The 16,096-nt window shown below is 55.2% G+C and carries 9 protein-coding genes; 4 read left to right on the top strand and 5 right to left on the bottom strand.

What is annotated here, in order from left to right; all coding sequences use genetic code 11:
* Positions 1-34 precede the first annotated feature (34 nt).
* From BMF08_RS03075 to gltB, 3 genes are all read right to left on the bottom strand, one after another.
* Positions 35-2,131 (bottom strand): autotransporter family protein, encoded by a 2,097-nt coding sequence (locus tag BMF08_RS03075; protein ID WP_234007208.1) that lies wholly within the window; start codon positions 2,129-2,131, stop codon positions 35-37.
* A gap of 1,109 nt (positions 2,132-3,240) precedes the next feature.
* A complete protein-coding gene (gene gltD, locus BMF08_RS03070) occupies positions 3,241-4,659 on the bottom strand; it encodes a glutamate synthase subunit GltD (protein ID WP_072569554.1) in 1,419 nt (472 codons plus the stop codon).
* Between the two features lie 9 nt (positions 4,660-4,668).
* Positions 4,669-9,129, bottom strand: a complete 4,461-nt coding sequence (gene gltB, locus BMF08_RS03065; RefSeq protein ID WP_072569555.1) for a glutamate synthase large subunit — start codon at positions 9,127-9,129, stop codon at positions 4,669-4,671.
* Positions 9,130-9,925: 796 nt separating this feature from the next.
* Between gltB and BMF08_RS03060 the strand changes: the two genes are divergently transcribed.
* The 4 genes from BMF08_RS03060 (at position 9,926) to mtgA (ending at position 14,912) form a co-directional block, all read left to right on the top strand.
* Positions 9,926-10,855, top strand: coding sequence for a TIGR01212 family radical SAM protein (locus BMF08_RS03060; RefSeq protein WP_072569556.1), 930 nt, complete (start codon positions 9,926-9,928; stop codon positions 10,853-10,855).
* Positions 10,856-10,961: 106 nt separating this feature from the next.
* Entirely contained in the window at positions 10,962-13,301 is a 2,340-nt protein-coding gene (gene arcB / locus BMF08_RS03055; RefSeq protein WP_072569557.1) for an aerobic respiration two-component sensor histidine kinase ArcB, read from the top strand.
* A gap of 229 nt (positions 13,302-13,530) precedes the next feature.
* The gene (gene elbB, locus BMF08_RS03050; protein WP_072569558.1) at positions 13,531-14,184 is read left to right on the top strand and encodes an isoprenoid biosynthesis glyoxalase ElbB; all 654 of its coding nucleotides are present in this window, start codon (positions 13,531-13,533) and stop codon (positions 14,182-14,184) included.
* A 20-nt stretch (positions 14,185-14,204) separates the two neighbouring features.
* Positions 14,205-14,912: a monofunctional biosynthetic peptidoglycan transglycosylase gene (gene mtgA, locus BMF08_RS03045; RefSeq protein ID WP_412176316.1), complete on the top strand. Its 708-nt coding sequence runs from the start codon at positions 14,205-14,207 to the stop codon at positions 14,910-14,912.
* A gap of 33 nt (positions 14,913-14,945) precedes the next feature.
* Here the strand turns inward: mtgA and npr are convergent, their stop codons facing one another.
* Together npr and rapZ are read right to left on the bottom strand one after the other, a co-directional pair.
* Positions 14,946-15,218: a PTS phosphocarrier protein NPr gene (gene npr, locus BMF08_RS03040; RefSeq protein ID WP_072569560.1), complete on the bottom strand. Its 273-nt coding sequence runs from the start codon at positions 15,216-15,218 to the stop codon at positions 14,946-14,948.
* Positions 15,215-16,069 carry an RNase adapter RapZ gene (gene rapZ / locus BMF08_RS03035; RefSeq protein ID WP_072569561.1) on the bottom strand — a complete coding sequence of 285 codons (855 nt, stop codon included), beginning with the start codon at positions 16,067-16,069 and terminating at the stop codon, positions 15,215-15,217. The genes npr and rapZ overlap by 4 nt, the downstream gene beginning before the upstream one ends.
* Positions 16,070-16,096: the final 27 nt, after the last annotated feature.

The raw sequence follows: 16,096 nt of genomic DNA, 5'->3' as shown, positions 1-16,096 counted from the left end.
AATGCGGGGGCGAAAAATATCGCCCCCGCATTTATTACCAGCGATAGTTCCAGAGAATATGGCCGCCGTAAGCGTCGTAGCTGTTTTCGCCCCATTCGCCCGTGGCGCGTACGGAGAGCGTCATTGCTTCATTGAGCTTACCGGTGATCCCGACCTCGACCAGGGCGCGATCTTCCGGCACATCGTTACTCAGCGTTTCGCCGTTAAACTGCAAATCGGTCGCGCCGTCGCCGTTAAGCCAGTTAACCGATGTCCACGGCTGCCAGTCTCCCGGCGCTTTCTGATTGAGGTTGCTGACGCGTACGCCCAGACGGGTCAGAATGCTGTCCTTGTCGCTTTGCGTAATGCGCGTACCGTTAACCTCGGTATGATCGTCCTGATCGAGATAGCTGTAGATGATCTGGCCCTGAGGCTCGATCTTCCAGCTGCGATCTTCTTCACCGCTAACCAGCCAGGCGTGGCCCATTTCCAGCGAGGCGGCATAGCCGTTGCTCTTGTAATCTTCAGAGTCGAGGCCATCGCCACGAACGTAGCCGTCATACCAGTTAGCCTGCACCCAGCTGTCCACATAGCTGCCGGTACGTAACTGTGGATCCTGCTGCCAGGTGGCATACAGCCCGACGTTATAACCGCTGACTTTTCCCTTCGCGGAGTTGCGGTTATTAGTGGCATCCGCATGCGTGACGCTCAGACCTGCGCCAAGCATAAAGCCGGCATGCAGTTCGCCTTCATCATAGGTGCGGGTATAGAGATCGCTGCCGACCTGGAAGACGGTGGTGGTGGTGTCATAACCGCCTTTCGCATCCGCTGCGGTACCTTCGTTATAACGGCCTTTGACGTACATCCAGCCATTTTGTTCGCCTTCATTACGCGCCAGCACCTGCTCGCGATCGTCCAGCTTGTGCAGGAACATTTGCTGTGCAGCGCTCTGGTTAGCAAGATAAGCGCTGGTTTCCGGACGAATGACTTCAGGGGATTTATCTTCATCGCCGTTGCCGTTATCACCACCGTTGCCGTTATCGCCACCGTTGCCGTTATCGCCGCCGTTGCCATTATCGCCGCCGTTACCGTTGTCGCCGCCGTTGCCGTTATCGCCGCCGTTACCGTTATCGCCGCCGTCGCCATTGTCGCCGCCGTCGCCGTTATCGCCGCCGTTGCCGTTATCGCCGCCGTTACCGTTATCGCCGCCTTCGCCGTTGTCACCATCGCCGTTGTCATTTGGATCGGGTTCTTTTTCCGAAACCAGATACCAGTCTCCATCGCGCTTTTTAAGATCGTATTCCCAGGCACCCGCTACGGCACGGGATGAGAGAGTGAATACGGCATCGGAAGTCTGCCCAACCTCAATAATTTCAATGCCGTTGATTGTCTGCGCGCCCTGGCCGCCGATATTGGTCAGCGCCACTTTCGATTCACCGCTGGTATTACCGGTGATGGTCAGCATGTCCGTCGCGGCGTTGTCATCCGCCAGGGTGGTATTCATTATTAGCTGGCTGCCGGCATTACCAACATAATCACCATTGATGGTAAAACGCTGGCCTGGCTGGGTGTTTGCGCTGCCAATAATCAGCGAACCGCTGTTGCTGACGTTACCCTTTATGGAATCCGCAGTAGCGGAAGCGGTATTACCTGTCGTCGCCACATTCCAGGCCGCCAGCGTGCCGCCCGCCATAATATTCACGTCGCCCGTTACCGTACCGGCACTGGCCAGGGTGGCGCTATTGTTGATGGTGACGCTGGCAGGCGCAGCGGCCGTGCCCAGCGCGCTGTCTTTGGCGACCAGCGTGGTACCGCCATTGAGTTCAGTGCCGCCGGTGTAACTGAATACACCGTCAAGCGTCAGGGTGCTGGCATCGGATTTAATAAGTTTACCCTGGCCGCTGATATCACTGCTAAAGGTGGAGTCGCCGCTCTGGTTAATTATCAGGTTGCCGTTATTGGTAACTGCATCAGAGGTAAAGGCCGCAGTGTGCGTAGCATCCCCTAGTTGTAAGGTAGCACCCTGATTAATAGTGGTGCCGCCAGCATTGTTCATGGTTCCGGTCAGCGTTAAGGTGCCAGTAGTGACCTGCAGGACTTTGTCATTAATTTTCTGAGATCCGTTACCAAGCAAATCAATGTTACCACTCAAGGTCCACGCCTCGCCCCTCATATTGAGTGAAGCGAATCCGTCATCCTCATGAAAACCAATAAAATTGCTATTTTCTGTCCCAGAACCTTCTAATATAAGTTTATTCTTTAATGATTTTGTACTAAGAACATCACCTTCAAGGTTAGAGCCACTTTGTAATACAAGACTATTTTGTTCGGAAGATTCAAACTTTATTGCGTACTGATTTCCATGAATTGTTCCAGCATTACTTATAGAAGAACTACCATTTCCTTTTAGCGCTATCCCCGCATCATTTTCACTGGAGATTACTGCGCTATTTATGATGGTTGCTGAACCGCTAGTTATTTCAATTGCACTTCCATTAGTGGAGCTAATAATTCCTTTATTATCGGCGGCAAAATTATCGCTGGCAACTATTGCATTTTCAGTTCCGCTTATTTTTCCCTTTTCATAATTATTAACGTTGATGCTTGAGCCATTAATTATATTAATTGCGTAAGTATTGCCGTCAATTATTCCTTTATTGGTGAGTTCACCTTTCATTTTATTAATATCAATGGCGGTGCCCGCGCTATTTTCGATAGTGCCTTCATTGATAACAGAAGTAATAAAGCCATCATTAATATTTAAAGTTGGCTTAGTTGATAAATTAATATCAATAGAAGTTTCACTTTCGATATTATAAGAAGTGTCAGTGTCATCTAATACCCCAGGTGCGGTGATTGTTGCAGCAAACGCCACAGAAGACGAACAAAAAGCAATAGTGGGCATTAATTTTAATATTGTTTTGGTAATCAAATTTAATTGATGCGGTGTATACGACATAATTACTTCCGTTGTAAGAAATGAAATAAGCGGGGCATACTATTCTTAAGCTTTCATTAAGTAAACGGTTGCGACTGTGTCGCTATGCCGATAGTTACAAATAACCGTAATTTTAAGAGTGTTTTATTAGATATGTGAATGTGAACTATTGTAATTATTGACGTAAAAGGAAGGATCGCGGTTAAAAGGGAAGTACTAACAGGAATTATTAACAGGAGGGGTGGGGCAATTATTAACTAAATATATTGATCGCAGAAATGAATATCCGTGGCAGTGTATTAACACACCGCCACGGTTATAGCTTATACTTCCAGCCAGTTCATAATGCCTTCTGCCGCTTTACGCCCTTCGGCGATGGCGGTGACCACCAGATCCGAACCACGCACGATGTCGCCACCGGCAAAGATTTTCGGATTGCTGGTCTGGAAGGCATTTTCATTACCTTCCGGCGCAATGATGCGGCCCTGCGAATCCAGCTCGACGCTGTGTTTCGCCAGCCATTCCATGCTGTGCGGACGGAAACCAAACGCCATTACTACGGCATCGGCCGGTAACACGTGTTCAGAGCCCGGTACGATCTCTGCACGACGGCGACCATGGGCATCAGGCGCGCCCATCTCCGTGCGCGCCATTTTCACGCCGCTCACTTTGCCGTTGGCATTCACTTCAATGCCCAGCGGCTGCACGTTGAACTGGAACTCCACGCCTTCTTCACGCGCGTTTTTCACTTCGCGACGGGAACCCGGCATGTTCTCTTCATCACGGCGATAAGCACAGGTAACGTGCGTGGCGCCCTGGCGGATGGACGTACGTACGCAGTCCATGGCGGTATCACCGCCGCCCAGCACCACTACGCGGCGACCTTCCATGCTGACGAACGGCGCGTCCGTAGTTTCACCAAAGCCCATCAGCTGTTTAGTGTTGGCGATAAGGAACGGCAGCGCGTCGTACACGCCGGACGCATCTTCATTCTCCAGCCCACCGCGCATCGACTGATAGGTGCCGACGCCCAGGAACACGGCATCATAATCTTTCAGCAAATCCTCAAGCTGTACGTCGCGGCCCACTTCCACGTTCAGTTTGAATTCAATACCCATGCCGGTGAAAATTTCACGGCGACGGGTCATGACTTCTTTTTCCAGCTTGAAGGCCGGAATACCGAAGGTCAGCAGGCCGCCGATTTCCGGGTGACGGTCAAAGACCACCGCTTTCACGCCGTTGCGGGTCAGCACGTCGGCACATGCCAGACCTGCCGGGCCTGCGCCGATAATCGCCACGCGCTTATCGGTCTGACGTACACCGGTCATGTCCGGACGCCAGCCCATTTCAAACGCTTTATCATTGATATAGCGCTCAATGTTGCCGATGGTGACCGCGCCAAACTCGTCGTTAAGCGTACAGGAGCCTTCACACAGGCGATCCTGTGGACACACGCGACCGCACACTTCCGGCAGGGTGTTAGTCTGATGCGACAATTCTGCCGCTTCAAAAATTCGCCCTTCGTTGGCCAGCTTCAGCCAGTTAGGAATGTAGTTATGAACCGGGCATTTCCACTCGCAGTAGGGATTGCCGCAGGACAGGCAGCGATCTGCCTGTGCTTTGGCCTGGCCTTCTGAAAACGGCTCGTAAATTTCAACAAACTCTATTTTACGGATCTTCAGCGCTTTTTTCGGCGGATCAACGCGCTGTAAGTCAATAAACTGATAGACATTCTGACTCATTGCTTCCCCTTACTGCGCCTGCACCCGCAGCTCAGCTGCGGAACGACTACGGTGACCCAACAGTGCTTTAACATCGCTGGACTTCGGTTTAACCAGCGCGAATCTGGTGGAGAATGCTGGCCAGTTCGCCAGGATCTCTTCGCCGCGTGAGGAGCCCGTGTGCTGCACGTGCTCGGTGATCAAACCGCGCAGATGCTCTTCATGGATGGCAAGATCATCGACGCTCAGCACTTCCACCAGCTCCGGGTTTACACGCTTACGGAATTCGCCGTCTTCATCCAGTACGTAAGCGAAGCCGCCCGTCATACCGGCACCGAAGTTAACGCCCGTTTTACCCAGAATGCAGACAATACCGCCGGTCATATATTCACAACCGTTATCGCCAATGCCTTCCACCACGGTGATGGCACCGGAGTTACGCACAGCAAAACGTTCACCCGCGCGGCCTGCGGCATACAGGCGACCGCCGGTTGCGCCATACAGACAGGTGTTACCGATAATGCTCGCCTTATGGCTGAGGAAAGCTGAACCCACCGGCGGACGTACCGCCAGCAGACCGCCCGCCATGCCTTTGCCCACGTAATCGTTAGCATCGCCGGTCAGATACAGCTCCACGCCGCCGGCGTTCCACACGCCAAAGCTCTGGCCTGCGGTACCGCTGAAGTGCGCTTTGATCGGATCGGCTGCCAGTCCCTGATCGCCATGCTTCTGGGCGATATAACCGGACAGCGACGCGCCAACGGAGCGGTCGGTGTTGCGAATATCGAACCAGAAGGTTTTGCTCTGGCCTTCATCCACATAAGGTTTTGCCTGTGACAGCAACTGGGCGTTCAGCACGCCGTTATCAAACGGCGGGTTGTGCTCGGTGCAGTACAGCGCTTTACCAGGATGCGGCTCGGCGGTTTCCAGCAGTTTGCTCAGATCCAGCTTTTGCTGCTTAGCGGTATAACCTTCCAGCGCGATCAGCAGATCGGTGCGGCCAATCAGATCCACCAGACGTTTCACGCCCAGTTGCGCCATCAGCTCGCGGGTTTCACGGGCGATAAATTCAAAGTAGTTGGTCACTTTGAACGGCAGACCGTGGTAATGGTTTTTACGCAGTTTGTCATCCTGGGTTGCCACGCCGGTAGCGCAGTTGTTCAGGTGGCAAATACGCAGGTATTTACAGCCGAGCGCGACCATCGGGCCGGTGCCAAAGCCGAAGCTTTCCGCGCCGAGAATGGCAGCTTTAATAATATCGACGCCGGTTTTCAGGCCGCCGTCCACCTGCAGGCGGATCTTATGGCGTAAGCCGTTGGCAACCAGCGCCTGCTGGGTTTCCACCAGCCCCAGCTCCCACGGACAGCCCGCATATTTCACGGAGGAGAGCGGGCTTGCGCCGGTGCCGCCATCGTAGCCGGCGATGGTGATCAGATCCGCATAGGCTTTAGCCACGCCGGTGGCGATAGTGCCCACGCCCGGCTCAGACACCAGCTTCACGGAAATCATCGCTTTCGGGTTGACCTGTTTTAAGTCAAAAATCAGCTGCGCCAGATCCTCAATGGAGTAAATATCGTGGTGCGGCGGCGGCGAAATCAGCGTTACGCCAGGCACGGAGTAGCGCAGTTTGGCGATGTACGGCGTGACTTTATCACCCGGTAACTGACCGCCTTCGCCAGGCTTCGCGCCCTGGGCCACTTTAATCTGGATCACATCCGCATTCACCAGGTAGGCCGGGGTAACGCCAAAGCGTCCCGAAGCCACCTGTTTGATGCGCGACACTTTATTGGTGCCGTAGCGCGCCGGATCTTCACCGCCTTCGCCGGAGTTGGAATTGCCGCCGATGCTGTTCATCGCTTCCGCCAGCGCCTCGTGCGCTTCCGGGCTTAACGCGCCGATGGACATGGCTGCCGTATCGAAGCGTTTGAACAGTTCCTGCGCCGGTTCCACGTCGTCAATGCTGACGGCGTCGGCAGGCGGATTGATAGCCAGCAGATCGCGCAGCGTCGCCGCCGGGCGTTCGTTAACCAGTTTCGCATACTGCTGATAGTCGCTGTACTCGCCGGTTTGCACCGCCTGTTGCAGCGTGCGCACCACGTCCGGGTTATAGGCGTGGTATTCACCGCCGTGCACATATTTCAGCAGGCCGCCCGCATCCAGCGGTTTACGCGCCAGCCAGGCACGCTTCGACAGGTTCAGCAGATCCTGCTGGAAGTCGCTGAAGCTTGCGCCGCCGATACGACTGATCACGCCCTGGAAGCAGAGGTTCGCCACATCGTCATGCAGACCGACCGCTTCGAACAGCTTCGAGCAGCGGTAAGAGGCGATGGTCGAGATGCCCATTTTGGACATGATCTTGTACAGACCTTTGTTGATGCCGTTACGGTAGTTCAGCATCACGGTACGGTAGCTTTTCTCAATGGCGCGGGTATCGATCAGTTTCGCCAGGGTTTCATAGGCGAGATACGGATAGATAGCGGTGGCGCCAAAGCCCAGCAGTACGGCGAAGTGGTGCGGGTCGCGCGCGCTTGCGGTTTCAACAATGATGTTGGCGTCGCAGCGCAGATTTTTTTCCACCAGGCGAGTCTGGATCGCGCCCACTGCCATCGGCGCCGGTACCGGCAGACGATCTTTGGCGATGTTGCGATCCGAGAGCACCAGCAGCACCGTGCCGTCGCGCACCATGGCTTCGGCTTTATCACACAGCGCTTTGACGACCTCTTCAAGCGTGCTTTCATTCACGTCAAAGGTGATGTCCAGTGTGTCGGCGCGATAGTGATGCTCCGTCATGGTGGTGAGCTGTTTGAAATCGGAGTACAGCAGGATCGGCGATTTGAAACTCAGGCGGTGCGCCTGGCCTTCTGCTTCACAGAAGACATTCATCTCGCGGCCAATGCTGGTGGCCAGCGACATCACGTGCGCTTCACGCAGCGGATCGATTGGCGGGTTGGTCACCTGCGCAAACTGCTGGCGGAAGTAATCGTAAATGATGCGCGGCTGGCTGGAGAGTACGGCAAAGGGGGTATCGTCACCCATTGAACCGACCGCTTCCTGGCCGTTTTCACCCAGCACGCGGATGATGGAATCCAGCTCTTCCGCGCTGTAGTTAAACTGTTTCTGGTAGCTGCCCAGCAGATCGTCGCCCATTTCGCGGCTGCCGACTTCTTCGTCAGGCAGATCTTCAAAGGGCACCAGACGGCGGACGTTTTTCTCCATCCACTCTTTGTAGGGGTGACGGCTTTTCAGATCGTCATCGGTTTCCGCAGAGTGCAGAATACGGCCGCCGCGGGTGTCGATCACCATCAGCTCGCCCGGCCCCACGCGGCCTTTTTCCACCACCTCGTCCGGCTGATAATCCCAGATGCCCACTTCAGAGGCGCAGGTGATCAGCTTATCTTTGGTGATAACGTAGCGCGCCGGGCGCAGACCGTTACGGTCGAGGTTACAGGCGGCGAAACGACCGTCGGACATCACAATGCCCGCCGGGCCATCCCACGGCTCCATATGCATGGAGTTAAAGTCGAAGAACGCGCGCAGCTCCGGATCCATGTCCGGGTTGTTCTGCCAGGCTGGCGGCACGAGCAGACGCATGGCGCGCACGATGTCCATACCACCGGCAAGCAGCAGCTCCAGCATGTTATCCATGGAGCTGGAATCAGAGCCGGTTTCGTTGACGAAAGGCGCGGCATCGTGCAGATCCGGGATCAGCGGCGTCTGGAACTTATAAGTACGCGCGCGCGCCCACTGACGGTTACCGGTGATGGTATTGATTTCACCGTTGTGCGCCAGATAGCGGAACGGCTGCGCCAGCGGCCAGCGCGGCACGGTGTTGGTGGAGAAGCGCTGGTGGAACAGGCAAATGGCTGATTCCAGGCGCAGGTCCGCCAGGTCCAGGTAAAAGCGCGGCAGATCCGCCGGCATACACAGACCTTTATAAATGTTGACCAGGTTCGACAGGCTACAAACGTAGAAATCTTTATCTTCCACCAGACGCTTTTCAATGCGGCGGCGCGCGATAAACAGGCGGCGCTCCATATCGCGTGGACGCCAGCCCGCAGGGGCGTTGACAAAGATCTGCTCAATACGTGGCAGCGAGGAGAGGGCGATTTCACCGAGCACCCCTTCATTGGTGGGCACGTCGCGCCAGCCAACAATCGACAGGGTTTCCTGTTGCAGCTCTTCTTCTACAATACGGCGCGAGGCGGCAGCTTTTTCAGGATCCTGATTCAGGAACAGCATGCCAACGGCGTAGTTTTTGGCCAGCCGCCAGCCGCGCTCTTCGGCAACGATGCGGAAGAAACGGTCGGGTTTTTGCAACAGTAAACCGCAGCCATCGCCGGTTTTACCATCGGCAAGGATCGCGCCACGGTGCTGCATTCGGGCCAGTGCGTGAATAGCGGTACGCACTACCTTGTGGCTAGGTTCGCCTTCTATGTGGGCGATCAGGCCGAAACCACAGTTATCCCTCTCAAGGGATTTATCGTACAACATATCAGTGAACCTCCCCAGGCTCTACGGGAGTCCGTCTTAACCGACGCGCACAGGCGCAGAAAGAGCATGGCGACGGGGCTTTAAGGCCTCGGGTGTCGCCCTCTTTTTTTTCCTTTTCGCATCGGTACACAAGTGTTGAGGACTTGCTTTAAGAGGGAATCTCAATTACTGCATATCACTTCATCCTTCGGACCGCCTCATCGTTGGCTGCCTTCGTTCATCCCAGTCACATAGTGGACTATGCTCCTGTGATTCACTCAGTTGCCGCCTTGATGCAGCCCGAATGATTTTGTGCATAAATATGATGAGCAGACTGCTCACCCAGAAAGCTTCCAGCGGATCCTCAAGTTATCGGGAATCGGCACACAGGTCAAATGGCAATCTTATTTATACAAAAATGTGCTAAAGGTTGGTTAACTAGTTGTTTTTAATGTTTTTTAATGCTCTTTTTGCCACTATGTCAGGCCTGGCGGCCGTTAATGGAGTGTGATCCCTCTCACTATAAGAAAGCGCTGTTATTACCGCGCTGTCCTGCGTTCTGTTTTGCAAACAGAATATTACACTGGCTTTTCTTCCTAACCCGCTTAATGCCACTGTTTTGCGCCGAAGGAATTCTTTTTGAAAAATATCCCGCCGACATAAGTAAAAGTAATCAGCGAAGCAGTGAATGAAATCTCGGTAATTGTGCGTGTTTATGCAATAGATGTGCGTCCTCTATGGCGATTGATCCAGGTCATCGCCGACAAAGACTAAAAATGGCAGGCTTGGCCCTTTCATCAGGCCGGTCTATCAATTTATGCAGTTACAGAAATTAGTCAATATGTTTGGTGGCGATCTCGCCCGTCGTTACGGGCAGAAGGTCCATAAACTGACGCTGCATGGCGGTTTCAGTTGTCCCAATCGTGATGGCACTATCGGACGGGGCGGCTGCACTTTCTGTTACGTGGCTTCTTTCGCTGACGAAACCCAGCAGAACCACTCCATTGCGGAGCAGCTGGCTTATCAGGCCACGCTGGTCAACCGCGCCAGACGATATCTCGCCTATTTTCAGGCCTACACCAGTACCTGGGCGGAAGTGCAGGTGCTGCGCGCCATGTATCAGCAGGCGGTAAGCCAGGCCAGCATCGTCGGTTTATGCGTCGGCACCCGCCCGGACTGCGTGCCGGATGCGGTGCTGGATCTGCTCAGCGAATACCATGACGCGGGCTATGAAGTGTGGCTGGAGCTTGGGCTGCAAACGGCTCAGGATAAAACCCTGCACCGCATTAACCGCGGCCACGATTTTGCCTGCTACCAGCACACCACCCGCCGGGCACGCGAACGGGGTCTGAAAGTGTGCAGCCATTTGATTGTCGGTCTGCCGGGAGAAGGGCAGGCCGCGTGTCTGGACACGCTGCACCGGGTGGTGGAGACGGGCGTGGACGGGATCAAACTGCACCCGCTGCATATTGTCACCGGCAGCACCATGGCGAAGGCCTGGGAAGCGGGGCGTCTGCACGGCATTGCGCTGGAAGACTACACCGTCACCGCCGGGGAGATGATCCGCCATACGTCTCCTGAGGTGATTTACCACCGTATTTCCGCCAGCGCGCGTCGCCCGACGCTGCTCGCCCCGCTGTGGTGCGAAAATCGCTGGACCGGTATGGTGGAACTGGACCGCTACCTTAACAGCCACGGGGCGCAGGGATCGGCGCTGGGCCGCGGCTGGGTGCAGCCATGCGTCTGAACGTTTCCTTCCTGAGCGGGGAATAATTCGCACTTTTTCACACAAGCGTCAACGCCTTGCTCAGAATTGAGTATTATTGTGCCAGGTTGTCGCGAAGGGATCCCCTATGAAGCAAATCCGAGTACTGGCGCAATACTATGTCGATCTGATGATGAAGCTCGGCCTGGTGCGCTTTTCCATACTGCTGGCGCTGGCGCTGGTGGTACTGGCGATTGTCGTGCAGATGGCGGTCACCATGGTGTTGCATGGCCGCGTTGAAAGCATTGATGTTATACGCTCTATCTTCTTTGGTCTGCTCATTACCCCCTGGGCGGTCTACTTTCTGTCGGTGGTGGTTGAACAACTGGAAGAATCGCGGCAGCGGCTCTCGCGGCTGGTGGATAAGCTTGAAGAGATGCGCGACCGCGATCTCAAGCTCAACGTACAGCTGCGGGATAACATCTCCCAGCTGAATCAGGAGATCAGCGACCGTGTGAAAGCGGAAGCGGAGCGCCAGGCCACTTTCGAGCAGCTAAAAATCGAAATGCAGGAGCGCGAACAGACGCAGATCCAGCTGGAGCAACAGTCTTCTTTCCTGCGCTCGTTCCTCGATGCTTCCCCGGATCTGGTTTTCTATCGCAATGAAGATAAAGAGTTTTCCGGCTGTAACCGGGCGATGGAGCTGCTGACCGGCAAAAGCGAAAAACAGCTGGTGAATCTGAAGCCGCAGGACGTCTATTCCCCGGAAGCTGCCGAGAAAGTGCTGGAAACCGACGAGAAAGTTTTCCGCCATAACGTGTCGCTCACGTATGAACAGTGGCTGGATTACCCGGACGGACGTAAAGCCTGTTTTGAGATCCGTAAAGTACCCTATTACGACCGCGTGGGTAAACGCCACGGGCTGATGGGCTTCGGGCGTGACATAACCGAACGTAAGCGCTATCAGGACGCGCTGGAGCGCGCCAGCCGCGACAAGACTACCTTTATCTCTACCATCAGCCATGAACTGCGTACGCCGCTTAACGGTATCGTCGGTCTGAGCCGTATCCTGCTGGATACGGAGCTGACCGCCGAACAGGAAAAATACCTGAAAACCATCCATGTTTCGGCGGTGACCCTCGGGAATATTTTCAACGATATTATCGACATGGATAAAATGGAGCGGCATAAAGTCCAGCTGGATAACCAGCCGGTGGACTTCACCAGCTTCCTTGCCGATCTGGAAAACCTCTCCGGGCTACAGGCGCAGCAGAAAGGGCTGCGCTTCGTAATGGAGCCTGCGTTGCCGTTGCCGCATAAGGTTGTTACCGACGGCACGCGTCTGCGGCAGATCCTGTGGAACCTCATCAGTAACGCCGTCAAATTCACCCTGCACGGGCAGGTGGTGGTGCGGGTGCGCTATGACGCTCCGCAGGAGATGCTGCGCTTTGAGGTGGAAGATTCCGGTATCGGTATTCCGCAGACCGAACAGGATAAGATCTTCGCCATGTATTATCAGGTGAAAGACAGCCACGGCGGTAAACCCGCGACGGGGACGGGCATTGGTCTGGCGGTATCGCGCCGTCTGGCGAAGAGCATGGGCGGCGATATCACGGTGTCCAGCGTGGCGGGCAAAGGTTCGGTCTTCTCGCTGTCGGTGCGCGCCCCTGCTGTTGCGGAAGAAGTAGACGATGCGTTCGAAGAAGATGAAATGCCGCTGCCGGCCCTTCACGTCCTGCTGGTGGAAGACATTGAGCTGAACGTGATTGTCGCCCGTTCGGTGCTGGAAAAACTGGGTTGCAGCGTGGATGTGGCGATGACCGGCAAGGCGGCGCTGGAGATGTTTACCCCCGGCGAATACGACTTGCTGCTGCTGGATATTCAGCTGCCGGATATGACCGGGCTGGATATTTCCCGCCAGCTCACCAGCCGCTATGCGGCTGAAGATCTGCCGCCGCTGGTGGCGCTAACCGCCAACGTGCTGAAAGACAAACAAGAATACCTGAACGCCGGTATGGATGATGTCCTCAGCAAACCGCTGGCCGTACCGGCATTAACGGCCATGATCAAAAAATTCTGGGATACCTGTGACGACGAGGAGAGTGATGTGACCCCTGTGGATGACAGTAAATCACAAGCGCTGCTGGATCTGCCGATGCTGGAACAGTATCTGGAGCTGGTGGGGCCGAAGCTGATCACCGATGGCGTGGCGGTATTTGAAAAAATGATGCCGGGCTATATCAGCGTGCTGGAGTCCAATTTCACCGCCCGCGATCAGAAAGGCATCACCGAAGAAGGGCATAAAATTAAAGGCGCGGCAGGATCGATTGGCCTGCGCCGTTTACAACAGCTGGGGCAACAAATTCAGTCGCCGGATCTGCCCGCCTGGTGGAATAACGTGGGCGAATGGATCGACGAGATGAAACAGGAATGGCCGCATGACGTGGCGTTACTGAAAGCCTGGGTGGCGAATGCCAGTAAAAAATAACCCCGGATAAACCGGGGTGCGCGAATACTGCGCCAACACCAGGGAACCGTGGCTGCGCCGGGATTGTGATTTTGTAGTTGAACGGGCACGGCGAGACATGAGAAAAGTTGGCACTTAAGATACCAAAACTTGAATCATTTGTTACGTGAATCAGTTAAATGTGTGAAGCACAGCGTTGTTATCACAATAATTAATAAAATTCAGCCTATTGCCAGAAAGGATGAGCAGCATGAAAAAAGTAGGTATTGTCCTTAGCGGATGCGGAGTTAACGACGGATCAGAGATCCACGAAGCCGTACTTTCTCTGCTGGCGATCGCCCGAAACGGTGCCGAAGCCGTTTGTTTTGCGCCGGATAAAAGTCAAAGCGATGTGGTGAATCATTTGACTGGTGAATCTATGGCGGACAGCCGCAATGTGCTGATCGAAGCGGCGCGTATTGCCCGCGGCGCCATTCAGCCGTTAGCCCTGGCGTCCGCTGATACGCTGGATGCGCTGATCGTACCTGGCGGTTTTGGCGCGGCGAAAAACCTGAGTAATTTTGCCAGCCAGGGGGCGGAATGCACCGTCGACCCCGATCTGAAACGTCTGGCGCTGGCGATACATGCGGCGGGCAAACCGCTGGGCTTTATCTGTATCGCGCCGGCAATGCTGCCAAAGATTTTCGACTTCCCGCTGCGTCTGACTATCGGCACGGACATTGACACAGCTGAGTTGCTGGAAGAGATGGGCGCGGAACATGTTCCCTGTCCGGTGGATGATATTGTTGTGGATGAAGACAATAAAGTGGTGACTACCCCGGCTTATATGCTGGCGCAGAATATCGCGGAAGCGGCAACCGGCATCGATAAGCTGGTTGCCCGCGTGCTGGTTCTCGCGGAATGAAACGGCGACGCGCTCCGCTGATGGCGACGTTAAAATCCTGGCTATGGAGGATCCTGCTGGTGCTGATCCTGTTCTGGGGCGGCGGCATCGCGCTGTTTTCCTTCATGCCGGTGCCGTTTTCCGCGGTAATGGCGGAGCGCCAGCTTTCGGCCTGGCTGAGCGGAAATTTCGGCTACGTTGCCCATTCTGACTGGGTCGGCATGGACGATATTTCGCCGTGGATGGGGCTGGCGGTGATCGCCGCGGAAGATCAGAAATTCCCTGAACACTGGGGTTTTGACGTGGCCGCCATCGAAAAAGCCATCTCCCACAACGAACGTAACGAGAACCGCATTCGCGGCGCGTCGACCCTTTCCCAACAGACGGCAAAGAATCTGTTTCTGTGGGACGGGCGGAGCTGGCTGCGTAAAGGGCTGGAAGCGGGCTTAACCCTGGGCATGGAAACGGTATGGAGTAAACGCCGCATCCTGACGGTTTACCTGAATATTGCGGAGTTTGGCGACGGAGTGTTTGGCGTTGAAGCGGCGGCACAACGTTATTTTCATAAGCCAGCTAGCCGTCTGACGATGTCGGAAGCCGCGCTGCTGGCGGCTGTGCTGCCCAATCCGCTGCGCTTTAAGGCTGATGCGCCCTCAGGTTACGTGCACAGTCGACAGGCGTGGATCATGCGTCAGATGCGTCAGCTGGGCGGTGAAGGCTTTATGCGCGACCAGGGACTGTATCAGTAATCTTCCCCCTCTCCGGCAAGGCGGGGGGACTTATCAGTCTTCGTCAAACCCGGCATTAAACAGCGCGATCACCGCCGCCAGCGCCTCTTCTTCCTGCGGGCCGGTGGCTTCGATCTCAATCTGACGGCCTTTCGCCGAATCCAGCATCAGCAGCGCGATCACGCTGTTCGCTTCTGCTTCTGTCCCTTCTTCATTGCGCAGCAGAACTTCTGCGTCGAAGCCCTGCATCAGTTCAAACAGTTTCATCGCCGGGCGGGCGTGCATGCCCAGCTTGTTAGTGATTTCAACGGTTTGCTTTACGGTCATGATTTGCGTTTTTCCAGCGTACGATGGCGGGATTGCACATTTTTGCCGCGCGAACGGAAGTAATCCGCCAGCTGTTCAGCGATATACACCGAACGGTGCTTGCCGCCGGTACAACCAATGGCAACCGTTAGGTAGCTGCGGTTATTGGTTTCCAGCATCGGCAACCACAGTTCCAGATAGCTGCGCGTCTGATAGATAAAGTTATGCACTTCAGTATGGCGATCGAGAAACGCCGCCACGGGCTTATCCAGGCCGGTCATCGGACGCAGTTTGGGATCCCAGTGCGGGTTCGGCAGAAAGCGCACATCAAACACGTAGTCAGCATCAATAGGAATGCCGTGCTTGAAGCCAAAGGACTCAAAGACCATCGTCAGCTCACGCTCGCGTTTGCCCAGCAGACGCGTACGCAGCATTTCGGCCAGTTCGTGCACCGACATTTCCGAGGTATCGACGATCAGATCGGCGCGGGAGCGCAGCGGCTCCAGCAGATCGCTCTCTTCGTCGATGGCGCTTTCCAGCGACAGGTTTTTACTGGACAGCGGATGCAGACGACGGGTATCGCTGTAACGACGGATCAGCGTATTGCGGTCGGCATCAAGAAACAGCAGTTGCGGAGAAAACGCATCGGGCAGGTTGTTCATCGCCTGTTCGAAGATCTCCGGCGATTCCGGCATATTACGCACATCAATGCTCACCGCCGCCGAAATCTGACGGTCAGCAAGCGAGCGCGCCAGTTCTGGCAGCAGCACGACGGGCAGGTTATCGACGCAGTAGAAGCCCATGTCTTCCAGCGCTCGCAGGGCGACAGATTTCCCCGATCCCGAACGACCACTGACGATCATCAGTACCATGTACCCTTTCTCCTCCGGACAACAAAG

Source organism: Enterobacter sp. SA187 (assembly GCF_001888805.2).
Taxonomy (GTDB): domain Bacteria; phylum Pseudomonadota; class Gammaproteobacteria; order Enterobacterales; family Enterobacteriaceae; genus Enterobacter_D.
Note: the sequence above shows the minus strand (reverse complement) of the source record. Positions and strands in the feature narration are given on the sequence as shown.

Bases quoted from the DNA above. Each gene is read 5' to 3' on its own strand.
- gltD (WP_072569554.1), bottom strand. From the start codon at position 4,659: ATGAGTCAGAATGTCTATCAGTTTATTGACTTACAGCGCGTTGATCCG.
- gltB (WP_072569555.1), bottom strand. From the start codon at position 9,129: ATGTTGTACGATAAATCCCTTGAGAGGGATAACTGTGGTTTCGGCCTG.
- BMF08_RS03060 (WP_072569556.1), top strand. From the start codon at position 9,926: ATGCAGTTACAGAAATTAGTCAATATGTTTGGTGGCGATCTCGCCCGT.
- arcB (WP_072569557.1), top strand. From the start codon at position 10,962: ATGAAGCAAATCCGAGTACTGGCGCAATACTATGTCGATCTGATGATG.
- elbB (WP_072569558.1), top strand. From the start codon at position 13,531: ATGAAAAAAGTAGGTATTGTCCTTAGCGGATGCGGAGTTAACGACGGA.
- mtgA (WP_412176316.1), top strand. From the start codon at position 14,205: ATGGCGACGTTAAAATCCTGGCTATGGAGGATCCTGCTGGTGCTGATC.
- npr (WP_072569560.1), bottom strand. From the start codon at position 15,218: ATGACCGTAAAGCAAACCGTTGAAATCACTAACAAGCTGGGCATGCAC.
- rapZ (WP_072569561.1), bottom strand. From the start codon at position 16,069: ATGGTACTGATGATCGTCAGTGGTCGTTCGGGATCGGGGAAATCTGTC.